The organism is Xanthomonas sp. XNM01 (genome assembly GCF_014851915.1).
Taxonomy (GTDB): Bacteria; Pseudomonadota; Gammaproteobacteria; order Xanthomonadales; family Xanthomonadaceae; genus Pseudoxanthomonas.
Window position 1 is genome coordinate 656,343 of the sequence record NZ_JACVAP010000001.1, and the last position, 21,725, is coordinate 678,067.

General features: G+C 70.8%; 17 protein-coding genes and 1 tRNA gene. 11 read left to right on the top strand and 7 right to left on the bottom strand.

Translation table 11 applies throughout. The annotated features are described in order from the left end of the window. Positions 1 to 38 precede the first annotated feature (38 nt). Positions 39 to 2,339 carry a DUF3772 domain-containing protein gene (locus IB242_RS02885; RefSeq protein WP_192275712.1) on the bottom strand — a complete coding sequence of 767 codons (2,301 nt, stop codon included), beginning with the start codon at positions 2,337 to 2,339 and terminating at the stop codon, positions 39 to 41. Between the two features lie 217 nt (positions 2,340 to 2,556). On the opposite strand from IB242_RS02885, the gene IB242_RS02890 reads away from it, so the two are divergent. Together IB242_RS02890 and IB242_RS02895 are read left to right on the top strand one after the other, a co-directional pair. Then, a complete protein-coding gene (locus IB242_RS02890; RefSeq protein ID WP_192275714.1) occupies positions 2,557 to 2,955 on the top strand; it encodes an H-NS family nucleoid-associated regulatory protein in 399 nt (132 codons plus the stop codon). A 172-nt stretch (positions 2,956 to 3,127) separates the two neighbouring features. Continuing rightward, positions 3,128 to 3,295, top strand: coding sequence for a hypothetical protein (locus IB242_RS02895; protein WP_192275716.1), 168 nt, complete (start codon positions 3,128 to 3,130; stop codon positions 3,293 to 3,295). Positions 3,296 to 3,439: 144 nt separating this feature from the next. Here the strand turns inward: IB242_RS02895 and IB242_RS02900 are convergent. Further along, positions 3,440 to 3,515: transfer RNA gene (locus tag IB242_RS02900), tRNA-Thr, on the bottom strand. A gap of 429 nt (positions 3,516 to 3,944) precedes the next feature. Continuing rightward, positions 3,945 to 6,026 (bottom strand): bifunctional diguanylate cyclase/phosphodiesterase, encoded by a 2,082-nt coding sequence (locus IB242_RS02905; RefSeq protein WP_192275718.1) that lies wholly within the window; start codon positions 6,024 to 6,026, stop codon positions 3,945 to 3,947. 194 nt (positions 6,027 to 6,220) lie between these two features. Between IB242_RS02905 and radA the strand changes: the two genes are divergently transcribed. After that, complete coding sequence (radA, locus tag IB242_RS02910) at positions 6,221 to 7,615, top strand: DNA repair protein RadA (protein ID WP_192275720.1); 1,395 nt, start codon at positions 6,221 to 6,223, stop codon at positions 7,613 to 7,615. A gap of 14 nt (positions 7,616 to 7,629) precedes the next feature. On the opposite strand, the gene IB242_RS02915 is transcribed toward radA, so the two are convergent. The 3 genes from IB242_RS02915 to IB242_RS02925 all read right to left on the bottom strand — a co-directional run bounded on the left by IB242_RS02915 (position 7,630) and on the right by IB242_RS02925 (position 13,394). Next, a complete protein-coding gene (locus IB242_RS02915) occupies positions 7,630 to 8,511 on the bottom strand; it encodes a filamentous hemagglutinin N-terminal domain-containing protein (protein ID WP_225539976.1) in 882 nt (293 codons plus the stop codon). 178 nt (positions 8,512 to 8,689) lie between these two features. Further along, complete coding sequence (locus IB242_RS02920; RefSeq protein WP_192275725.1) at positions 8,690 to 10,426, bottom strand: ShlB/FhaC/HecB family hemolysin secretion/activation protein; 1,737 nt, start codon at positions 10,424 to 10,426, stop codon at positions 8,690 to 8,692. Between the two features lie 178 nt (positions 10,427 to 10,604). After that, positions 10,605 to 13,394 carry a TonB-dependent receptor gene (locus tag IB242_RS02925; RefSeq protein ID WP_192275727.1) on the bottom strand — a complete coding sequence of 930 codons (2,790 nt, stop codon included), beginning with the start codon at positions 13,392 to 13,394 and terminating at the stop codon, positions 10,605 to 10,607. Positions 13,395 to 13,648: 254 nt separating this feature from the next. On the opposite strand from IB242_RS02925, the gene IB242_RS02930 reads away from it, so the two are divergent. Beyond that, entirely contained in the window at positions 13,649 to 14,431 is a 783-nt protein-coding gene (locus IB242_RS02930) for an SDR family oxidoreductase (RefSeq protein WP_192275729.1), read from the top strand. Between the two features lie 15 nt (positions 14,432 to 14,446). On the opposite strand, the gene ccsA is transcribed toward IB242_RS02930, so the two are convergent. Further along, positions 14,447 to 15,238 carry a cytochrome c biogenesis protein CcsA gene (ccsA, locus tag IB242_RS02935; protein ID WP_192275731.1) on the bottom strand — a complete coding sequence of 264 codons (792 nt, stop codon included), beginning with the start codon at positions 15,236 to 15,238 and terminating at the stop codon, positions 14,447 to 14,449. Positions 15,239 to 15,374: 136 nt separating this feature from the next. On the opposite strand from ccsA, the gene ffh reads away from it, so the two are divergent. The 7 genes from ffh to rplS all read left to right on the top strand — a co-directional run bounded on the left by ffh (position 15,375) and on the right by rplS (position 21,702). Beyond that, complete coding sequence (gene ffh / locus IB242_RS02940; RefSeq protein WP_192275733.1) at positions 15,375 to 16,745, top strand: signal recognition particle protein; 1,371 nt, start codon at positions 15,375 to 15,377, stop codon at positions 16,743 to 16,745. Between the two features lie 813 nt (positions 16,746 to 17,558). Then, a complete protein-coding gene (locus IB242_RS02945) occupies positions 17,559 to 18,632 on the top strand; it encodes a nitronate monooxygenase (RefSeq protein ID WP_192275735.1) in 1,074 nt (357 codons plus the stop codon). Between the two features lie 32 nt (positions 18,633 to 18,664). Beyond that, a complete protein-coding gene (locus IB242_RS02950) occupies positions 18,665 to 19,468 on the top strand; it encodes an aminotransferase class IV (RefSeq protein WP_343237073.1) in 804 nt (267 codons plus the stop codon). A gap of 51 nt (positions 19,469 to 19,519) precedes the next feature. Beyond that, a complete protein-coding gene (gene rpsP, locus IB242_RS02955) occupies positions 19,520 to 19,774 on the top strand; it encodes a 30S ribosomal protein S16 (RefSeq protein ID WP_192275738.1) in 255 nt (84 codons plus the stop codon). A 38-nt stretch (positions 19,775 to 19,812) separates the two neighbouring features. Then, complete coding sequence (gene rimM / locus IB242_RS02960; protein WP_192275740.1) at positions 19,813 to 20,343, top strand: ribosome maturation factor RimM; 531 nt, start codon at positions 19,813 to 19,815, stop codon at positions 20,341 to 20,343. 43 nt (positions 20,344 to 20,386) lie between these two features. Further along, a complete protein-coding gene (gene trmD, locus IB242_RS02965) occupies positions 20,387 to 21,139 on the top strand; it encodes a tRNA (guanosine(37)-N1)-methyltransferase TrmD (RefSeq protein WP_192275742.1) in 753 nt (250 codons plus the stop codon). A gap of 155 nt (positions 21,140 to 21,294) precedes the next feature. Then, entirely contained in the window at positions 21,295 to 21,702 is a 408-nt protein-coding gene (rplS, locus tag IB242_RS02970; RefSeq protein WP_192275745.1) for a 50S ribosomal protein L19, read from the top strand. Positions 21,703 to 21,725 lie beyond the last annotated feature (23 nt).

Sequence of the window (21,725 nt, forward strand, 5' to 3'; positions counted from 1 at the left end):
GCGCCAACTGCGGATCGCGGCGCGTCGCCAGCCCGCAGCTACGCCATCTTGATCCCGAACTGCCGCATCCGCCGCAGGATCTCGAACAGCAGGGCGCTGCGCGTGCCGCCGGCCTGGCGCGGAGTGGAAACGAACCCGGTCGCGCTGAACAGGATCCGCCCGTTGTCGATGCCGTCGATCACCACCGATGGTGCCGGTGCCTCCAGGATGCCCGGGTGCTCGCGGAACGCCTCGAGCACCAGATCGCGGAACAGGTCGGCATCGGTGCCCAGCGGCATCGGCAGCTGCACCTTCACCAGGCCCTCGGCGTTGGCGTAGGTGCGGTTGCGGACGATCTTGGTGATCAGTTCGGAGTTGGGCACGAGCACGGTGGTGCGGTCGCCGGTCTGGATCTCGGTGGCGCGCACGTTGATCCGGCGGATGTCGCCTTCGGCATCGCCGACCACCACCCAGTCGCCGACCTTGACCGGCCGCTCGGCCAGCAGGATCAGGCCCGAGATGAAGTTCTGCACGATCGCCTGCAGGCCGAAACCGATGCCGACCGACAGCGCGCTGGCGATCCAGGCGATGCGCTCCACGCCGACGCCGATCGCCGCCAGCGCCATGGCCACGGCGACCACCACGCCGGCATAGCCGAACAGCGCCACCATCGATCCCTGCACGCCGGGCTCCAGCCGGGTGGTGGGCAGGTAACGCTGGCCGAACCAGTGCTGCAGCAGGCGGAACACCACGGTGGCGCCGGCGAACACCAGCAGCGCCCGCACGATCACGCCGGGGCTGACCACCAGTTCGCCGATGGTGATGCCGCGCAGCAGGCCGACCACCCGCTCGATCAGGCTGTCGCCGCCGGCGCCGTAGGCCGCCGCCAGCGCGATGATCGCCAGCAGGATCAGGAACACCCGGACCACGCCGGACAGCACCACCGCCGCCTGGTCGACGCGGGAGGCATCCAGCCCGAAGCGCGTGTGCAGGCGCCGCCCGGCCGGGCCTTTCGAGGTCAGCACGCCGGTGATCAGGTCGTCTGCCGCCCGCATCAGCAGATACAGCGCCGACAGCACGGTCACCGTCCACAGCAACTGCCGGATCGCGAATGCGGCGAAGGCGATGAAGCCGGTCAGCAGGGCCAGCACCGACAGCCCGGTCACCGTCCAGCCGAGGGTGACCGCGACGTTGATCCACGGCGTGAAGTGCAGGTCGGGCGCGTCGACGCTGCTCGCGGCAGCCTGCAGCCGCCGGATCCGCCACAGCGCCACCAGCACCACGCCGGCGGCGAGGAGCGTGCCGGCGGTGGTGATTGCCACCGTCAGCGACAGGCTGGCGTTGACCAGGCCGGCGAAGCGTTCGCCAACCGCGAGCAGCGCCATCACGAGCGCCGCGGCCCATGGCAGCGGCCGCAGGGCGCGCGCGGCGTCGTCCGAGATCGCCGGCAGGCGCCAGGACGGCCGCTGCGCGGAGATCAGGACGTTGCCGAGGCTGGTGACGACCGCGGCCAGCACGGTGGCGCCGACGATGCTGCCGGCCAGGGTGGCCACGCGTTCCGGTGGCGCGGTGCCGAGCAGGCTGCGCGCGAGGATGGCGATCCAGACCGTGGCGAACGTGGCGATGCCGACGCTGGCCAGGGCCGCGGCCGAGCGTCGCAGGCGACCGGGCGGCAGCCAGCGGCAGGCCAGCGCCGGCACTGCGCGACGGATCAGCAGCCAGGCGATCAGGGCGATGGCGACCGCGATCGCGGCCAGCACCGACACGTGCGTGGGCGAGGGCGCGGCCGCCTGCCACGCGCCGCGCAGCTCATCGCCGAAACCCCGCAGGCGCGCGCGGTCCTGCGCAGCGTTGCGGGCCAGGTCGCGCCAGAAGCCGGGCAGGTAGGGCGGCGTCCGCCGTTCCCACAAGGCAGCCCGGAACCGTTCCTGGCGGATGCCGGACACCTGGTCCAGCAGCTGTCCGCTCTCGACCTGGACCAGGCGCGCCTGGCGCAGCTCGGCATCCAGCGCGTTGCGCTCGTCCTGCAGGCGCTCGCGCTGGCGCGTGACCTCGCGCGATTCGCCGCCAGCGGCCTGCTCGGGATCGGCGGCCAGTTCGGCCAGGCGGGCATCCAGGCTCTCCAGCTGCGGTGTGCGTGCGGCGATCGCGCGGCGCGCCTGGTCCTGGATGGTGGCGAGCCGGTCGCGCGCGGCGATCAGCGCTGGATCGTCCTCGGCCTTGTCCAGGGTCCTGCCGGCCTCGGCCAGCTGCACGCGCAGCTGCTCGGGTGTGGGCGCGGTGTCCTGTTCCTGCGACCAGGCCGTCAGGGGCAGCAGCAACAGACAGGCGAGCAGCCAGGCAGGGAGGATCCGGCGCATGGAGAACGGGGTAGCCAAGGTGGGCCGTACCTTAGCACCGGCGGTTTCAGGATCCCGTGGTGATTGCGGACTGCGACGAAGCGGAGCGGATGCCGGCCGAAGCGGGGCGACGAACGGTGACCCACGCCCTGCTCGGCGGCGCTGCGCAGCACGTGGCCTCTCGTAGACTAGGACGTTGGCTCACACCCCCCGCAGCCCCTCAAGGTCACACCCGCACATGAGCAAGCCCACCCTCGATTCCCTCGCCGCCGCAAAGGCCAAGCTCGAACAGGAGCTCCGCCAGCTCGAGCAGCAGGAAGCGGAACTGCGCCAGCAGCAGGCCACCGATGCCTTCGCCGACGTCATGAGCCTGCTGGGCCAGTACGGCGAACACTTCAATGCCCGCCAGAAGGCCGAGATCGTGACCGCCGTCGGCGCCGGCAGCCCCGCCCGGGTCAAGGCGCCGGCCGCCGCCAAGCGCGAAGTCGCACCGAAGTACTGGCTGCCGCATACCGGCGAAACCTGGACCGGCCGCGGCCGCACCCCGCGCCCGTTCGCCGCCTGGGAAGGCACGGCCGCCTACAAGGACTGGAAGGCCAAGCATCCGGACGAGAAGTTCCCGAAGTACCCGGGATGAGAAGAAGGCCCCGTCGGGGCCTTTTTCTTGCGGATGTACGCACGGCAGACGCGGCTGCGGCTCGGATGCCGCCTGTGCAATGCGCGGAGCCGCCCTGGGCACGTGGATGCTCCGCGCCAGCCTGGAGACACTGTGTCTCGGCGCCGATCCGCCGGGCTGCTACCCTTCCCGCATGTCCAAGCCCCCGACCTCCCATCCGTCCTCCGGCCTCGACCACGAGGCGGTCACCCGCACCTGGTGGCAGAAGGCCCTGATCCTCGCCGCCGGCGTCGCCGTCGTCGTTTCCCTGATCGGCTCGGCGATCTTCGTCACCGTCTCGCTGATGGGTGCGTTCGGCTGATCACGACCGGCGGCCATCCGGCCGCAGACCGGCCAGCACGCGGCGGCCGAGCCGCGGCCCATAACGAAAAAACGCCCGGACCCCTTGCAGGGCGGGCGTTCCGTCGTGCTCCCGGCGAGGCCGAAGCCGTTCGGGATCAGGTGTTGGTGCCGGAAATAGGAATCGAACCTACGACCTACGCATTACGAATGCGCCGCTCTACCAACTGAGCTATTCCGGCAGAACCGGGCCGCGAACGGACCGGGCCGCAGATTCTAGCTGGTGCCGGCGCTCAGGCCAACACCCCTGACGAGGTCCGGCCAGGATCGGGGGTGCCGGCTCGAAACACGCGCGCCGGGCTGCCTCGGGGATGAGCACGGGAAGCGACGAGCGCGCCGCTTCCCGTGGAGAGGATGAAGCGGTGAAGGAGCGTCGACTTGGGGCGGGGGCCTGCGCGGGCGATCCGCCCGGAGCCGGGCCACGTCGGGTCAACCGTGCACCGCCGCGGGCGTGATGCCCTGCGTATGCGATCCGGCCGCACATGCCGGCGTGGTGCGGATGCGTGTACCGCGGGCGCTGCCGTCATGTACGGCTGCGGTCGGACGGTACTGCAGCGCGCTGGCGCCGTGACGGTCCCGCCCTGGCTGGGCCCAACCGCCGTGGTGGTGGATCAGTGCTCCAGGCCCGGCACGTGGTCGCGCATGTCGGCGGCGAAGCGGTCGGCCGGCATCGGTCGGCCGAGCAGATAGCCCTGCAGGAAGTCGCAGCCCAGTGCGCTCAGATGTCGCTGCTGCCCCGCGGTTTCCACGCCTTCGGCGACCACCTTGAGGTTCAGGGTCTGGCCCAGGGCGATGATCGAGGACACGATCGCCGCATCGTCGCTGTCCACTTCCAGGTCGCGGACGAACTCGCGGTCGATCTTCAGTTCCGCCGCCGGCAGGCGCTTGAGGTAGAGCAGGCTGGAGTAGCCCGTGCCGAAGTCGTCGATCGAGATGCGCACGCCCAGCGCCGACAGCGCGTCCAGGATCACCAGGCTGGCCTCGATGTCGCGCATGGCGATGTTCTCGGTGATCTCCAGGGTCAGCTTTTCGGCCGGAATCCGGTGCCGCTCCAGCGCGCCGGCGACGGTGCCCAGCAGGGTCGGGGCGGTGAACTGGGCCGGCGAGAGGTTCACCGCCATCGTCCAGTCGCCGTGGCCGGCGTCGTGCCAGCGGCGCAGCTGGGCGCAGGCTTCCTCGATGACCCAGTCGCCGATCGGCACGATCAGCCCGCTGCGTTCGGCCAGGCCGATGAAGACGTCCGGCGCCAGCGTACCCAGTTCCGGGTGCTGCCAGCGCAGCAGCGCCTCGGCGCCGATCACCGGATAGTCGGGTGCGACGAACTTGGGCTGGTAGTGCAGGAGCAGCTGGCCGCGCTCGATCGCCTGGCGCAGGTCGTTGAGCAGGGTGAGTTGCTGGCGCGCGGCGGTGTTCATCGACGGCGCGAAGAACATGCTGCCGTTCCGGCCCGCGTTCTTGGCGTGGTACATCGCCGCGTCCGCGTGGGCCATCAGCTCGCGTTCGCTGTCGCCGTCGGCCGGGTAGAGGGCGATGCCGACGCTGACGGTGACGTGCAGGTCCAGCGCGTCGATGCGGTAGGGGCGATCGACCTCGGCGACGATCGTCTCGGCCAGCATCGCCGCGTCCTGCGGCTCGTCGACATGGGCGAGCAGCACGAACTCGTCGCCGCCGAGGCGGGCCAGCGTGTCCTGCGCGCGCAGCCGGCCGCGGATGCGGTTGCCGACCTCGACCAGCAGCGCATCGCCGGTCTGGTGGCCGCAGGCGTCGTTGACCGCCTTGAAGCCGTCCAGGTCCATGAACATCACCGCGAACGGCTGGCGGGTGCGCTGCGAGGAGACGATCGCGTGCTCGATCCGGTTCTGCAGCAGCATCCGGTTGGGCAGGCGGGTCAGCGGATCGTGCAGGGCCGCCTGCATCAGCTCGCGGTTGGCCTCGGCCAGCGAGTCGGCCAGGTGGGCGGTGCGCAGCTGCATCTGCCGGTCCAGCACCGACACCACCAGGGTGATGCCGATGATGGCCACGGTGACCACGATCACCAGCACCGCCAGCCAGTTGGCCGGCAGGCCGCCGTCGCCGGCCGCGCCGCAGATGCTGTCGGGCGCGAAGCGCGCAGCGGCCATGCCGGTGTAATGCATGCCGACGATCGCCAGGCCCATGACCACCGCCGCGGCGATGCGGCCGATCTGGTGGCCACGGTGCTCGCCGCGCAGGCGGAAGGCGATCCACAGCGCCGCGGCCGAGGCTGCGACCGCGATCAGGATCGAGGCGGAGAACCAGGCCGGGTCGTAGGCGATGCCGGGCTGCATCCGCAGCGCGGCCATGCCGGTGTAGTGCATCAGCGCGATGCCGCCGCCCATCAGCAGCGAGCCGGTCGCCCAGTGCCGCCACGGCATGCGCTCGCGTGAGACCAGCCACAAGGCGAACGCCGAGGCGCCGATGGCCAGCAGCATCGAGTACAGCGTGATGGCCAGGTCGTAGCCCAGCGGGATCGGCAGCGAGAACGCCAGCATGCCGACGAAGTGCATCGACCAGATCCCCAGGCCCATCGCGCAGGCGCCGCCGGCCAGCCACCAGCGGGCGGCGGTGCGCCCGGCGGTCGCCACATGGCTGGCCATGTGCAGGGCGGTGTACGAGGCGAGGATCGCGATCAGCAGCGAACACAGGACGAGCAGGTCGTTGTAGCTACCGGACATCGGGGCGGTTCGGGCAGGAGGCCGAGCGGAGATCGGCGCGGGGCGCGCATTCTGAAGCCCCGCGCCGTGGTGCCGGATGAAAATGTTCAGGGTGTGGCGGCCCGGTGAGGGCAGGACCCGTGCCCGCCCTGGCCGGTCTCGGGTCCTGCGACGGGCTTGGGTATCCTGAGCGCCTGTTTCGAAGGAGCCCCACGATGGCCAAGCCCGCCAAGGCACGGACCGCCTACGTCTGCAGCGAATGCGGCGCCGACTACAGCAAGTGGCAGGGCCAGTGCAGCGCCTGCCGGGCCTGGGACACGCTCTCTGAAATCGTGATCGAGCCGGCCGCCGCGACGGCCTCGGCCGGGCCGGCGGTGTCGCGGCGCAGCGGCTGGGCGGGCAAGGTCGACCCGCCGAAGATCACCGCGCTCAAGGACGTGCAGCAGACCGAGCACCTGCGGGTCAGCACCGGCATCGGCGAGTTCGACCGCGTGCTGGGCGGCGGCCTGGTCGAAGGCGCGGTGGTGCTGATCGGCGGCGATCCGGGCATCGGCAAGTCGACCCTGCTGCTGCAGGCGGTGGCGAAGATGGCTGCCGAGCTGCCGGTGCTGTACGTCACCGGCGAGGAATCGCTGGCCCAGGTCGCCGGCCGCGCGGTGCGGCTGGACCTGCCGCTGGACGGCGTCAACGCGCTGGCCGAGACCGGCATCGAGACCATCCTCCAGCACGCCAGCCAGGCGCGCCCGAAGCTGATGGTGGCCGACTCGGTGCAGACCCTGTGGACCGAGTCGCTGACCGCCGCGCCCGGCTCGGTCAGCCAGGTCCGCGAGAGCGCGGCGCGGCTGGTGCGCTATGCCAAGGAAACCGGCACCGCCGTGTTCCTGGTCGGCCACGTGACCAAGGAAGGCGGCATCGCCGGCCCGCGCGTGCTCGAGCACATGGTCGACGCGGTGCTGTACTTCGAAGGCGAGAGCGGCAGCCGCTTCCGCCTGCTGCGTGCGTTCAAGAACCGCTTCGGTGCGGTCAACGAACTGGGCGTGTTCGCGATGGGCGAGAAGGGCCTGAAGGAGGTCTCCAACCCCTCGGCGATCTTCCTGTCCGGCGGCAGCACCTCGCAGCCGGGCAGCTGCGTGATGGTCACCCGCGAGGGCACGCGGCCGCTGCTGGTCGAGGTGCAGGCGCTGGTCGACGCCTCGCCGCTGTCCAACCCGCGCCGGGTCGCGGTGGGCCTGGAAGGCAACCGTCTGGCGATGCTGCTGGCGGTGCTGCACCGCCACGGCGGAGTGATGGTCGGCGACCAGGACGTGTTCGTGAACGTGGTCGGCGGCATCCGTGTGCAGGAGACCGCGGTCGACCTGCCGGTGCTGCTTGCGGTGCTGTCCTCGCTGCGCGACCGGCCGATGGCCGAGAAGACCATCGCGTTCGGCGAGGTCGGCCTGTCCGGCGAGATCCGGCCGGTGCCCAATGGCGAGGACCGGCTGCGCGAGGCGGCCACGCACGGCTTCAAGCGCGCGATCGTGCCGAAGGCGAACGCGCCCAAGACCGGCTCGGTCAAGGGCATGGAAGTGATCGCGGTCGAACGGCTGGGGCAGGCGATCGAAGCCGCCTGACCGGCTGCTGCGGCTCAGTCCGGCAGCAGGGGCCGCGCGTCGCTGCCCGCGTGCAGCGCCGTGCGCGGCGTGCGCGTGCGCTGGTCGGTCCGCGCGCCGTCGGCCTCGTCGCTGGCCAGCAGCAGCAGGCGTCCATCGCGCCGGGTTGCGACCCGGGCCTGCGGCGCGCCGTCGTGGGCGACCACCGCCGCGGCCAGTGCGCTCGCGCCACGCGCGGTCAGCACCAGGCCATCGCCATCGTCGACCAGTCCGCCATCGTCCAGCAGGGCCTGGACCTCGTCGCTCGCCAGGCCGTAGCGCAGATGGCCGTCGGCGCCGGCGTCCATGGTCAGCTGGCGCGGGGCGCCGGATTCGGTGGCGGCGCGGTCGTCCGGTTCGGCGGCCTGGCCGATCGCGGCGGCCGCCTGCGGGTCGCTGGCGGCATCGGCCTGGCGGTCGGTGCCGGGTGCGAGGCCCAGCGCGGTCAGTTCGGTGCCCGGTTCGAAACGCTCGCGCCCGGCCAGGAAATCGCCGTCGGCCACGTCCAGCGTCGAGGTCACCAGCCCGCCGACATCGACCTGGGCGCCGCGGCCGAACAGCACGCCGGCGCCGTTGACCAGATAGACGTGGCCGTTGGCGCTCAGCCGCCCGAAGATGCGCGAGGGGGTACCGCCGACCACCCGGTTCAGCGCGACCGACGACGAGGACGGCTGCTGGAACTGCACCGTCGCCGCGCTGCCGATGTCGAAGCGCTGCCACTCGAGAATGGCGCGGCTGGACGCTTGGGAGACGGTGAGGGTGCGGCCCTCGCTGGCCAGGCTGGCCTTGCCGACCACCACGCGGCCCCCTTCCGGCAGCGCGCCCGGATCGGTCGCTGCCGCCCAGCCCGGCGAGAGGCAGGCCGTCAATGCGGCCAAGCGCAGGGCGTGCAGACCGCGCGGCGCGCGACGCGATGGCGGATGGGAGGCGATGGGCGGCATGGAGGTCGGTCCGGATCGGGGGCGGGCGGCCGTCCGGGCCGCCGAACGCAGGCAGGGCGTGCGACAGCTGCCGATCCTACCGCGGTCCGGCGGCGGGCGCCGCGCTGCGACCCGGCTAGAACCGCTGCCGCAGGTTGAACCACAGCTGCGATCCGCGCCGGGTGCCGTCCTGGTTGGACTCATCGAGCCCGTCGTCGCGCGCGCCGATCGGGAAGGCGAGGGCGAGGCTGGCGCTGAGCCGGCGTGGATGGCTCCAGGCCACGCCGAGCCCCGCGGCCGACAGCGCCTGCCGGTTGCGCTCGACGCCGGACGCGTTCCAGCCGGTCCACGGATCCTGGTGCCTGCGGATCGTGCCGTGGTCGACGAAGGCGAACCCGTCGAACTCGCCCAGGCGCGTCCACGGCAGCAGGCCGTGCAGTTCCAGTTGCAGGACCGCGCCGCTGTCGCCGCTGGCCTCGTTGACCGGATAACCACGTACGCCGAACGGTCCGCCCAGGGTGAACTGCTGCGAGGAATCGAGGTTGCCGCCGGCCCACTGACCGGTGAGGCGGCCGCGCAGGTACCAGGCCGGTGCCAGCCAGCGCTCGTGGCGCAGCTCGACGCTGGCCAGGCTGAAGCCGCCCTGCACGTCGGCGCCGGCGGCGTCGTAGGCCTGGTCCTCGGGCAGCCCGAGGCGGGCATGGCCGCGGCTCAGGTCCACGATCCAGACCGACCAGCCGCCGCCGAGCCAGCCATCGGTCGCGTCGCCGTAGACGCTCAGGGTGAGGTCGTCCACATCGCGTCGGCGGATCGCCATGCCGAGGCTGTCGTCGTTCTGGCGGCGCCTGGCCCAGGCCAGCTCGAATTCCAGATTGAAACCGTCGCTGCGCGCGACCGGATAGGACACGCCCGCCTTGTGCATGCGCGAACTGCCGATCGCATCGAGCAGCGAGAATTCCTTGCCGAGCCGGTAGCGCAGCGCGGTGTAGCCGAGGTTGCCGCGCAGGCCGCGGCTGCCGAGCGGCAGGCTGTAGCTGGCGCCGCGGTAATCCAGATCGTTGCCGCGCATGGCGGTGATGCCGACCTGGTCGCCGTAGCCGGAAGGATTGTTCAGATGGAGCCGGCCGATGCCCTGGGTGCGGCCGGTGTAGCGGCTGCCGTCGTTGCCCAGCGACAGGCTGCCGCTGAGCAGCGGCAGGTCCTCGACCTGCAGCACCAGGTCGCTGCGCCCGGGACCGGTGCCGGCCTGGAGCACGCCGTCGACGCGGATGCCGGGCAGGTCGTTGGCCAGCAGCATGCCGCGCTCGAGCGCGGACAGTTCGTACGGGGCGCCGGGCTGCAGCCGGCCGCGCACGACGGCGGCGATGAAGTCGCCGCGCGCCCGCCCGTCCGCATGGACCTGCAGGTCGCCGAAACGGCCTTCGACGACCCGCACCCGCAGCACGCCGTCGGTGATGTCCTGCTCGGGGATCTGCACGCGGGCGAACCAGCCCAGCGCCCGGTAGTGCGCGACCAGGGTCTGCAGCGCGGCATCGAGTTCGGCGAAGACCAGCGGCCTGCCGCGGTAGCCGTCGAGCCGCCGCTCCAGCGCCTCGGCCGGCACCAGCTGCGCGCCCTCGACCACGAAGCGGTCGATGGTGAATGCCAGGTCGCCATCGTCGGAGGCATCGACGGGCGAGGCGGGCGGTGGCGGAGGCTGGGCCGGGCGCGAGACCGCACGTTCGGCTTCGCGCTGCAACTGCCCGGCATCGGGCGGCACGCCCTGCGCCGGTGCCGGTGCGGCCCAGCACGCGAGCACACCGCACAGCAGGCCGCCCAGCGCCAGCGCGCTAGTCCGGGCGCCCGCGAAGGCATGCGTCGGCGAACCTGTCATCGTGATCGAGCTGCATCCATGGCCGCCATGGCCGGCCTGGTGCAGGCCGGCTGCGGGCCGGATGGCCGCGGGCAGACCGGGATTGTTTCCCGGGCCGCCGCGCGCGGGCAAGCGGGCGGCGGCGTTCCGCGATGCAGGCCACGGTATGGACCGTGGCCTGCGTGGTCCGTGCGCGGGATCAGAAGTCCGCGCGGATCCCCAGCGAGATGCGCCGGCCGGACAGCTCGTACATGGTCGGGAACGACGGATCCATCGTGTAGCCGGTGGTCGCCTCGTCGGTCAGGTTGATGCCCTTCAGGCTGATCTTGACGTTGTCGGTCAGCCGGTAGCCGATCGACACGTCCATCTGGCCGTAGGCGTCGCGGTAGATCGGGTACATGTTGTAACCGATCGACTCGACGTACTCGCCCTTGTGGTTGTACGAGACACGGGCGTCGAAGCGGTCGTTCTCGTAGTAGGCGGTCAGGTTCCAGGTCTTCTCGGCCAGGCCCGGCATCGGGGTCTGGATGCCCAGGTCCGACTCGCCGGCCAGCGAGCTGTCCAGCGCGGTGTAGTTGGCATTGATGCCGAAGCCGTCCAGCACCGGGTGCAGCATGCCCAGCGGCAGCTGCGCGACCAGTTCGACGCCGTCGACCTCGTAGGAGCCGGCCGCGTTCACCGGCTGGTAGACGTCGAAGTCGTAGATGCCGTTGAGGGTGCCGTTGGCGTTGTAGACCGGTACGTCGGCGACCACGCCGGTCAGCGCGTTGATCACCACGCCATCGATCTTCTTGCGGAAGTACGAGGCCGCCAGCAGGCCACCGTTCTCCAGGTACTTCTCCAGGCCCACTTCCCACTGTCTGGCATAGGTCGGCTTCAGCTCGGGGTTGCCGTCGGTGAAGCGGAACGAGCTCCAGCTGGCAGTGCGCTTGTAGGCGATGTCGGTCATCGCCGGCCGCATCAGCGTTTCCGAGGCCGCGGCACGCAGCAGCAGGCCACTGGACAGCTCGGCGGTCATGTTGATGCTGGGCAGCACGTCGCTGTAGCTGCCGTCCCTGGAGACCGGCGTGTCGGTGTAGCCGGTGGTGCCGTCCGGGTTCTGCACCGGGTGGTAGCCGAACGACTCCACCGAGGTGTCCACGTAGCGGGCGCCTGCATTGATCGTGACCGGGACGCTGCCGATGTCGAAGAACAGGTTGCCCATCGCGTACAGGCTGGTGACCTTCTCGTCGACGCGGTAGTACTGGCTGTCGTCGAACGGGGTGAAGAAGCCGGCGTAGCGGAAGGTGTCGCGGGCGTAGTCGTTGGACACCATCTGCCAGTCCAGATCCTTGGCGCTGTAGGCGCCGCCGGGCACGATGTCGCCGATGTGCCGCAGCTGGCTGTCGGCCAGCGTGCGGGTGTTGACCCAGGCGTTGTTGCCGGCCGACGGGCCGCCGATCTTCAGCTCGCCGTAGCTGCGCTCCTTGGACTTGTCGGTGCGGCGCACGCCGAACTGCACGTCCTTCAGCGCCGGCAGGAACGCCAGGTCCAGCATCCGGCGCAGATCCAGCTGTCCGGCGTACTTGTCGTCGGTGATCTTCTCCAGCGTGGTCTCGTAGGCCTCGAAGAGGTAGCTCTGCGGCGAGTGGTACATGTCGAAACCGCCCGGCGTGCTCGGGATGGTCTCGCCGCTGCGGCCGGTCCAGCGGGTGCGCGAGGGCGCGTAGGCCACGTGCTTGAGGTTGGCGTAGTCCAGGCTCTTCTCCGCGCCGGAATACCCCAGCAGCGCGTCGATCTCCCACTGCTCGCCCTTCCAGTCCAGGGTCGCGCTGTACTGGCTGTAATCGGTCTTGTTGATCCGCTCCTTGCTCAGGAACTCGTGCTGGGTGGCGGTGTAGGACACGTCGCGCAGGACCAGGATGCCGTGCTCGGCCAGGGTGGTGTCGTCGTAGGCGTGGATCGTGTCCAGGGTGCTGCGGCTGGATGCCGAATAGGCCGCCGCGTCGTACTCGTCCTCGGTGGTGTCGTAGCCGCCGAGCATCGCGTCGAAGGTCAGGCTGAAGCTGTTGCCCGGCTTGAACTGCAGCGACGCGGTCGCGCCCCACTTGTCCTGCTCGTTGAGGAACACGCGGTCGCCGACCTTGTCCTGGAACACGATCAGGTTGGACTCGGCGGTGTTGCCGCGGTTGGCGATCTGGCGGCCGGTGTCGCGCTCGATCACCGCCTCGGCCTGGGCGCCGCGCACGCCGGAGGCGCCGAGAAAGCGCGACATCGGGCGGAAGTTGATGCCCGAGGTCGCGTCGGTGCGGTTGGTGCGTCTGGCCTGCGAGAACGAGACCAGCGCGCCCCAGTCGCCCCAGGTGTCGGCGGCCAGGAACGAGAACTTCGGGTCGACCTCCTCGGAGATCGAGTTGTGCGCGCCCTCAATCGAGCCGACCAGCTTGCGCTCGCTGTAGTCGAACGGACGCGCGGTGGAGATCTGCACCGAGCCGGCGATGCCGCCCTCCTCGTCGGCCGCGGTCGGCGACTTCTGCACGGTCACCTGCTGGATGATCTCCGAGGCGAAGATGTCGAATTCCACGTCGCGGCCGCCGCTGCCCGATGCGGTGGCCAGGTTGTTGATCGACACGTGGGTGTAGTCGGACGGCAGGCCGCGCACGTTGACCTTGGTGCCCAGGCCCTTGTTGCGCTCGATGGTCACGCCCGGCATGCGCTGCAGCGCCTCGGACAGGTTCTGCTCGGGGAAGTCGGCCACGTCGGTGGCGACGATCGAATCGGAGAAGCCCACGTTCTCGCGCTTGAGGTCGACCGCCTGCTCGAGGCTGCGGCTGTAGCTGCCGACCACCGTGATCGAATCCAGCTGCTGGACCGCATCGGCGCCTGCGCCGGCCTGTGCGGCGGCGTGCAGCGGCAGCGCGACCAGACCACCCACCAGCACGTGGTGGATGATGCGGGCCAGCGGCCGGCGCTGCGGCGTGGAGATGCGGGTCTGGGTGGAACGGTGCATGCGACTTCCCCGGGTACTGATGATGGGTGGTGGTGGATGCGGCACCGCGGCATCTGTCGCCGCCGTGTCGCCGCCCCTCGAAAAGGCCGCCCGAGGCTAGAGAGGATGTGTTGTGGTTTCGTTGCGGCACGGTGTCGGCGCCAAGACAGTGCCGAGCGCTGCGTGCGTCCCCGGAGTGGTCGGCCGTCGCGGCGATGGCCGGCCGCGCGCGCGCGCTCTAAGCTCTGCGCTCGATCAGATGCGTGGGAGAGGGCATGGACGCAGCGGCGCTGGATGCGGCAGGGCGCTACCCGGGGCTGGCCGGACGCCGTGTGTTCGTGACCGGCGGCGCCACCGGTATCGGCGCGGCCGTGGTACGGGCGTTCGCCGGCCAGGGCGCGCAGGTGGCCTTCGTCGATCTGGACGCCACTGCAGCAGCGGCGCTGTGCCGCTCGATCGCCGCCGCCGGCGCGCCGGCGCCGCAGTGGACGTGCGTGGATGTCGCCGATGTGGACGCTCTGCAGGCCGCGATCGCCGCATCATCCGCCGTGGTCGGCGACTTCGACGTACTGGTCAACAACGTCGGCGACGACGACCGCCACACGCTCGACAGCGTCGACCGCGGCTACTGGGACCGGTGCATCGCGGTGAACCAGCGCGCCGCGTTCTTCGCGATCCAGTCGCTGGTGCCCGGCATGCGCAGGCGTGGCGGTGGCGCCATCGTCAACCTCGGCTCGACCGGCTGGAAGAAGCGCAATGCCGGCTATCCGGTCTACGCCGCGGCCAAGGCCTCCGTCGATGGCCTGACCCGCGGCTTGGCGCGCGAACTCGGCGCCGACCGCATCCGCATCAACACCGTGACCCCGGGCTGGGTGATGACCGAGCGCCAGGTCCGCCTGTGGCTGGACGAGGCCGGCGAGCGTGAGCTCGAGCGCACCCAGTGCCTGCCGCTGCGGATCGCGCCGGAGGACGTGGCGGCGATGGTGCTGTTCCTGGCCTCGGACGCGGCGCGCGCCTGCACCGCGCAGGAGTTCGTGGTCGATGCGGGCAGCAGCTGAGGGGCGCCGCGTCGGTCAGCCGCGGGCCAAGACCAGCTCGATCACGAACTTGCTGCCGAAGAAGGCCAGCAACAACAGCATCATCGCGGTCAGGGTCCATTGCACCGCGCGGATGCCGCGCCAGCCATAGCGCCAGCGGCCGAGCAGCAGGCCGCCGAAGGCCAGCCACGACAGCAGGCTGAGCACGGTCTTGTGGACCAGGTGCTGGGAGAAGAAGTCCTCCACGAACAGCGCGCCGGTCAGCAGGGTCAGGGTCAGCAGGCCGAAACCGGCGGTGATCGTGCGGAACAGCAGGGTTTCCAGTTCGGTCAGCGGCGGCAGGGCGCGCAGCCACAGATGGAACTCGCGGCGGCGCAGGGCCCGGTCCTGCAGCCACAGCATCACCGCCAGCAGGGCCGAGATCGCCAGCGTCGCGTAGGCCAGCAGCGCCAGCCAGGCGTGCAGCTGCAGGCGCCAGTCCAGCGGCGCGGACGGAGCGTGGCCATGGCCGTGGTAGCCGGCCAGCAGGGCCGATGCCAGCGGGAAGGCGATGACGCCCAGCGCCGCCATCCGCCCGCGCGCGCCCACCAGCGCGGTCAGCGCCGCCATGCCCAGGCTGACCAGCGACAGGGCCGAGAAGAAATGCATGTCCGGGCCGCCGGCGGTGCGCCAGGCCACGACCAGATGGTAGGCGGCGTGCAGCGCGATCGCCGGCCAGGCCGCCCAGAGCCAGCCGCGGCCGCGCTCGAGCCTATCGCGCGCCACCGCCTGGACCAGCATCAGGGTGGCGACCAGGTAGGCGACGACAGCGATGAGAACGATTGTCATCGAAGCAGTTTCGCACACGACGCGAGCGCTTGGCACGCCGCGTCATGCGCCGGCCGGGGCCATGCCGGGCGACCACGGCCGACCGGCCCGGCCGGGCTATAATCGCCGGCCGTTTTTCCTCCATCCGGTTGCCCGCATGTTCGAATCCCTGACCCAGCGCCTGTCCGGCACGATGGAACGTCTGCGCGGCCGCGGCCGCCTGACCGAGTCCAACATCAGCGAGGCGACCCGCGAGGTGCGCATCGCGCTGCTCGAGGCCGACGTCGCGCTGCCGGTGGTCCAGGCCCTGATCCAGAAGATCAAGGTGCGTGCGGTCGGCCAGGAGGTGCTGAAGTCGCTGACCCCGGGCCAGGCGCTGATCAAGGTCGTGCGCGACGAGCTGACCGCGGTCATGGGCTCGGCCGCCAGCGACCTGAACCTCAACGTGCCGGCCCCGGCCATCGTGCTGATGGCCGGCCTGCAGGGTGCCGGCAAGACGACCACGGTCGGCAAGCTGGCCAAGCACCTGAAGGAAAAGCGCAAGAAGAAGGTGATGGTGGTCAGCGCCGACGTCTACCGGCCGGCCGCGATCGAGCAGCTCAAAACCCTGGCCGAGCAGGTCGGCGTGCTGTTCTTCCCGTCGGAGGCCTCGCAGAAGCCGGTCGACATAGTCAAGGCCGCCATCGCCGATGCGAAGAAGTCCTTCGTCGACGTGCTGCTGGTCGATACCGCCGGCCGCCTCGCCATCGACGAGGCGATGATGGCCGAGATCAAGGCGCTGCACGCCGCGGTCAGCCCGACCGAGACCCTGTTCGTGGTCGACGCGATGACCGGCCAGGATGCGGCGACCACCGCCAAGGCCTTCTCCGAGGCGCTGCCGCTGACCGGCGTGGTCCTGACCAAGACCGACGGCGACGCCCGTGGCGGCGCCGCGCTGTCGGTCCGCTACATCACCGGGAAGCCGATCAAGTTCATCGGCGTGGGCGAAAAGCCCGACGGCCTGGACGTGTTCCACCCCGACCGCGTCGCCGCGCGCATCCTCGACATGGGCGACGTGCTGTCGCTGGTCGAGCAGGTGGAGCAGAACGTCGACCAGGAAAAGGCCGCCAAGCTGGCCGCCAAGGTCGCCAAGGGCAAGAAGTTCGACCTCAACGACATGCGCGACCAGCTTGAGCAAATGCAGAACATGGGCGGCATCTCCGGCCTGATCGACAAGCTGCCCGGCCTGGGCCAGGTGCCCGAGCACCTCAAGCAGCAGGTCTCGCAGAGCAAGGAAGTGCCGCGGATGATGGCGATCATCGGCTCGATGACGCCCAAGGAGCGTCGCAACCCGGACCTGCTCAACGGCTCGCGCCGCGCCCGCATCGCGCGCGGCTCCGGCACCACGCCGGCCGACGTCAACAAGCTCATCAAGCAGTACCAGCAGATGGAAAAGATGATGAGCAAGATGGGCCGCGGCGGCATGAAGGGCATGATGCGCGGGCTGCAGGGCATGATGGGCGGCATGGGCCGCATGCCGTTCCGCTGATCGCCGCATGGGCGCGGGTGCGTACGCCCGCGCCGGCTCGCCCCCCCCCGATTGCCGTCGACGTGGTGGCGTGGGGCGGGTGTTGGCGCTGCCATCGGCGGCGCTGTGTGGACCGAAGGCGCCCTGACTGCGTATCACGGTGAGCGACCCGCTCCTCGGTCGGGGCGGGCGATGCCCAACGCGGGGCTTCGTGGCCGCACCGCGGTGTGTCTGGGCCTCTGCTTGATGACATCCGCGGTCCGGGTCGACACAGGCGTGCGACACCGTTCCTGAACATCCGGCTCAGTAGATGCCACACCGTATCCGGCCGCCGCGGAACGTTCCGGTGACGGGTCTGGCTGGTGGCCATCTTCATGGGCGCGCCGCCGCGCGCTGCCTGCTCAGCAGAACCTGATCCGCTGGCGCGAAACCCGGATCGCCGGCGATGGCATGCAATGGCAGCGGCACCCATCGGCGCAGGCGATGCAGGTGCAGATGGTCTGCTGGAAGTCCACAGGGTGCGGCTGCGTCGGGGCGGCAGGTGTCGGTCCCGCACATGCCGCACGCGTGCCGGGTCGTCTCCCCGTGCGGCCAGCGTGGATGTCGCCGCTGCGGTGGCAGGGGACGGCGGTGCGTGATGCCGCTGATGGCCGCGTGGCAGGCGCGTGGCTGGATGCAGGCCGGCGTCGCGAGCGGTGCACTGCCTGGCGGCCGAGGGGATGGCGAGTTGGAGCGGGACAGGAGCCTGCACCTGCGTCGGACCGCCAGGTGTGTTCGAGCCGGCCGTCCGGCCGCGTATGCTGTGCCCCGTTTTCCAGCATCGGTGCGGCGCGCATGAGCGAGGGTTCCGTTTCTGACCGCATCGCCGGCTTCTGCCAGCGGTTCGGTGTGCAGGTGCCGATCCTGCTGGCGCCGATGGCGGGTGCGTGCCCGGTGCCGCTGTCGGCTGCGGTCGCCGATGCGGGCGGCATGGGCGCGATGGGGGCGGTGCTGTCGCAGCCTGACGAGATCGGTGCCTGGATGCGTGCCTTCCGTGTGTGCTCGACCGGGCCGGCGCAGATCAACCTGTGGGTGCCCGATCCCCCGCCGCAGCGCGATGCGGGCGGCGAAGCGCGGATGCGCGCATTCCTGGAGTGCTGGGGACCGCGGATGCCCGACGATGCAGGCGATGCCGGGCCCGCCGCCTTCGATGCGCAGCTCGATGCGGCGCTGGCCGCCGGGCCGGAGGTGCTCTCCACCATCATGGGCGTGCTCGCGCCGGCGCAGGTGCAGCGCCTGAAGCGGGCCGGCATCGCCTGGTTCGCCTGCGCGACCACGCTGGACGAGGCGCTGCAGGCGCAGGCGGCCGGGGCCGATGCGGTCGTGGCCCAGGGCGCGGAGGCAGGCGGCCATCGCGGCGCGTTCGATGCCGCCTCGGCGGAGCACCAGCTGGTCGGCCTGTTCGCGCTGGTGCCGCGGCTGGCCGACCGCCTGTCGATTCCGGTGATCGCCTCCGGTGGCATCGGCGACGGACGCGGCGTGGCGGCGGCGCTGCTGCTGGGCGCCAGTGCGGTGCAGGTCGGGACGGCCTTCCTGCGGACGCCCGAATGCGCGTTGCCCGCACCATGGGCCGAGGCGCTTGCCGCGTCCGAGCCGGAGCAGGCCTGGGTCACGCGCGGTTTCAGTGGGCGCCTCGGTCGGGCCCTGGCCACTTCCTATGTGCGCGCGCTTGCGGCGCCGGGCGCACCCGCGGTGCAGCCCTATCCGGTGCAGCGTGGCCTGACCGCGCCGATGCGCCGTCAGGCGGTCGCCGACGCGCGGCTCGACGGCATGCAGGCCTGGGCGGGGCAGTCGGCCTGGCTGGCGCAGGCCCGGCCGGCGGCCGAGGTGTTCGCCTCGCTCTGGTCGCGCGCACAGGCCTTGCTGTGACGCATCTGACCTGCAATGGCCGGCCGGCGGACGTGGCCCTGCTCACGTCGGCCCTGGTCAACTACGGCCACTTCACCTCGATGCAGGTGCGCGCCGGTGCGGTCCAGGGGCTGCACCTGCACCTGGAGCGGCTGGCGCAGGGCACCGAGGCGTTGTTCGGCACTGCCCTGGAACCGGACACGGTGCGCGGCTGGATGCGCGACGCGGTGATGTCATCGGGCCTGGTCGACGCCTCGCTGCGGGTGACGGTGTTCTCCCGCCACTTCGATTTCCGCACGCCGCTTGCGGCCGTCGAGGCCGACGTCCTGGTGGCCGTGTCCGCGCCGGTCGATCTGCCGCCGCTGCCGCGTCGCGTACGCAGCACGACCTATGCGCGCGAACTGCCGCAGATCAAGCATGTCGGCACCTTCGGCCTGTTCGAGCAGCGCCGGCAGGCGCTGCTGGCCGGGTTCGACGATGCATTGTTCGTGACCCGCGACGGCCTGGTCAGCGAAGGGACGACTTGGAACCTGGCCCTGCTGCAGGGGAATGACGTGGTCTGGCCGTGCGCGCCGGCCCTGCGCGGGGTCGCCGAACGTCTGCTGCAGGACGCGTTGGGGCCGGCGCGGATCCGCCCGGTGACCCTGCAGGACCTGGGCGACTGCACCGGCGCATTCGCCTGCAACGCGACCGGGATCTGGCCCCTGGCGGCGATCGACGGGCATGTGCTGCCGGAGTCCGGAGCCTTCTGCCAGCGTGCGCGACAGGCGCTGGCGCAAATCGCGGGAGAGCCGCTGGCGGCGGGGCAGGGTGCCGGTCGGACCCGGACTTGGAACGGCGGGGAACCGCCGCTATAATCGCCGGCTTACCTCGCCATCCTGGCGACTGGGCAACACCGAGAAACCACCATGGTCAAGATCCGTCTTACCCGCGGCGGCGCCAAGAAGCGTCCGTTCTACCACATCATCGTCACCGACGTGCGCAGCGCCCGCGACGGCCGCAACATCGAGCGCGTCGGCTACTACAACCCGGTCGCCCAGGGCGCCGAGCAGCGCGTGGTGCTGGACATCGCCCGTGTCGACCATTGGGTCGGCAACGGCGCCCAGCTGACCGACAAGGTCCGCGCGCTGTACAAGGAAGCGACCAAGGCCGTCGCGGCCTGAGTCGACAGGCCGCCGCAGCAGCGGCGGCCGTTTCCGTCATGAACGACACCGGGCGTCCCACTCCACCGCAGAAACGCATTCTGCTGGGCCGGGTGATGGGCGCCTTCGGTGTGCGTGGCGAGGTCAAGCTCGAGTCCTGGACCGAGCCGCGTGCAGGTATTTTCCGCTATCAGCCGTGGATCCTGCGTACGCCGTCCGGCGTCGAGCGCGAGCTGCGCGGTGCGCGTGGCCGCGATACCGGCAAGCATGTCATCGCGACGATTCCCGGCATCGACGACCGCAACGCGGCCGAACTGGCCCGCGGTACCGAGATCCATGTGCCCCGCGAGGCGCTGCCTCCGCCGGCGCCCGGCGAGTACTACTGGGTCGATCTGGAAGGCCTGCGCGTGCGTACCGTCGACGGTGTCGAGCTGGGCACCGTCACGCAGATGCTGTCCACCGGCGCCAACGACGTGATGGTGGTGCAGGGCGAGCGCGAGCGCATGCTGCCGTTCGTACAGCCCGACTACGTGACCGCCGTCGATTTCGAGACCGGCACGATCACGGTCGACTGGGATCCCGAATTCTGAGCGCGGGCCGCACGGTGCGGCCGGCGTGTTCCGAGGTCCACAGATGCGCATCGACATCGTCAGCCTGTTTCCCGAGTTCGTCGCGCAGTGCGCAGGCTTCGGCGTGGTCGGCCGCGCGCACGAGCGGGGTCTGGTCGCGCTGCATGGCTGGAACCCGCGGGACTATGCCGAAGGCAACTACCGCAAGGTCGACGACCGCACTTTCGGTGGCGGCCCGGGCATGGTGCTGCTGGTCGAGCCGCTGCGGCGTTGCCTGCAGGATGTGCGCGCCGCCGATCCGGAGCCCGTTCACCTGGTCTACATGAGCCCGCAGGGTCGGCGCCTGGACCAGGCGAAGGTACGCGAACTGGCGGCCCGGCCGCGGATCGCGCTGCTGTGCGGCCGCTACGAGGGCGTCGACGAGCGGCTGCTGGCGGCCGAGGTCGACGAGGAGATCTCCATCGGCGACTACGTGCTCTCCGGTGGCGAACTGGCGGCGGCGGTCGTCGTCGATGCGATGGTCCGGCTGCAGGACGGCGTGCTGAACGACGCTGGCTCGGCCGAGCAGGACAGCTTCGAGGACGGGCTGCTGGACTGCCCGCACTACAGCCATCCGGTCAGTCATGCCTATGGCGACGTGCCGGCGGTACTGCGCTCGGGCAACCACGCGGCGATCGCGCGCTGGCGCCGGCAGCAGGCGCTGGGCCGGACCTGGCTGCGACGCCCGGACCTGCTCGAGGGTCGGGCGCTGTCGAAGGCAGACCAGGCGCTGCTGGACGCGTTCCGGGCCGGACTGGACGATCGAACCGGGCAGTAGCATCGGCGCCCGCAGTTGCAGTATCATGCCGGATTCCGAGCGGCCGCCCGGCCGTCTCCGGACTCCCAGAACAACAAGACGTGCAGCGCGATCCTGCGACTGCGCCTTCCCGAGTTGTCGTAACGACACGCCCACCCGAACAAGAGTCGGTCACCATGAGCAAGCTGAACAAGTCCATCGTCGCGGAGTTCGAATCCGCCCAGATCACCCGCGAACTGCCGAAGTTCAGCCAGGGCGATACCGTCGTCGTCAACGTGAAGGTGAAGGAAGGCAACCGCGAGCGCGTGCAGGCCTATGAAGGCGTGGTCATCGCGACCAAGAACGCCGGCCTGAACTCCTCGTTCACCGTCCGCAAGATCTCGCACGGCTACGGCGTCGAGCGCGTGTTCCAGACCCACAGCGCCATCATCGACTCGGTCGAAGTGAAGCGCCGCGGCAAGGTCCGCGCCGGCAAGCTGTACTACCTGCGTGGCCTGGAAGGCAAGGCTGCCCGCATCAAGGAAGACCTGGCTGCCGTTGCCAAGGCCAAGGCCGAGAAGGCCGCGGCTGCCGCCGCCGAGTAATTCCGGCGCGCGATCGCGACAAG

What these genes read in the sequence shown, in the direction of transcription:
- IB242_RS02885 (WP_192275712.1), bottom strand. Translation starts at nt 2,339, where the DNA reads ATGCGCCGGATCCTCCCTGCCTGGCTGCTCGCCTGTCTGTTGCTGCTG.
- IB242_RS02890 (WP_192275714.1), top strand. Translation starts at nt 2,557, where the DNA reads ATGAGCAAGCCCACCCTCGATTCCCTCGCCGCCGCAAAGGCCAAGCTC.
- IB242_RS02895 (WP_192275716.1), top strand. Translation starts at nt 3,128, where the DNA reads ATGTCCAAGCCCCCGACCTCCCATCCGTCCTCCGGCCTCGACCACGAG.
- IB242_RS02905 (WP_192275718.1), bottom strand. Translation starts at nt 6,026, where the DNA reads ATGTCCGGTAGCTACAACGACCTGCTCGTCCTGTGTTCGCTGCTGATC.
- radA (WP_192275720.1), top strand. Translation starts at nt 6,221, where the DNA reads ATGGCCAAGCCCGCCAAGGCACGGACCGCCTACGTCTGCAGCGAATGC.
- IB242_RS02920 (WP_192275725.1), bottom strand. Translation starts at nt 10,426, where the DNA reads ATGACAGGTTCGCCGACGCATGCCTTCGCGGGCGCCCGGACTAGCGCG.
- IB242_RS02925 (WP_192275727.1), bottom strand. Translation starts at nt 13,394, where the DNA reads ATGCACCGTTCCACCCAGACCCGCATCTCCACGCCGCAGCGCCGGCCG.
- IB242_RS02930 (WP_192275729.1), top strand. Translation starts at nt 13,649, where the DNA reads ATGGACGCAGCGGCGCTGGATGCGGCAGGGCGCTACCCGGGGCTGGCC.
- ccsA (WP_192275731.1), bottom strand. Translation starts at nt 15,238, where the DNA reads ATGACAATCGTTCTCATCGCTGTCGTCGCCTACCTGGTCGCCACCCTG.
- ffh (WP_192275733.1), top strand. Translation starts at nt 15,375, where the DNA reads ATGTTCGAATCCCTGACCCAGCGCCTGTCCGGCACGATGGAACGTCTG.
- IB242_RS02945 (WP_192275735.1), top strand. Translation starts at nt 17,559, where the DNA reads ATGAGCGAGGGTTCCGTTTCTGACCGCATCGCCGGCTTCTGCCAGCGG.
- rpsP (WP_192275738.1), top strand. Translation starts at nt 19,520, where the DNA reads ATGGTCAAGATCCGTCTTACCCGCGGCGGCGCCAAGAAGCGTCCGTTC.
- rimM (WP_192275740.1), top strand. Translation starts at nt 19,813, where the DNA reads ATGAACGACACCGGGCGTCCCACTCCACCGCAGAAACGCATTCTGCTG.
- trmD (WP_192275742.1), top strand. Translation starts at nt 20,387, where the DNA reads ATGCGCATCGACATCGTCAGCCTGTTTCCCGAGTTCGTCGCGCAGTGC.
- rplS (WP_192275745.1), top strand. Translation starts at nt 21,295, where the DNA reads ATGAGCAAGCTGAACAAGTCCATCGTCGCGGAGTTCGAATCCGCCCAG.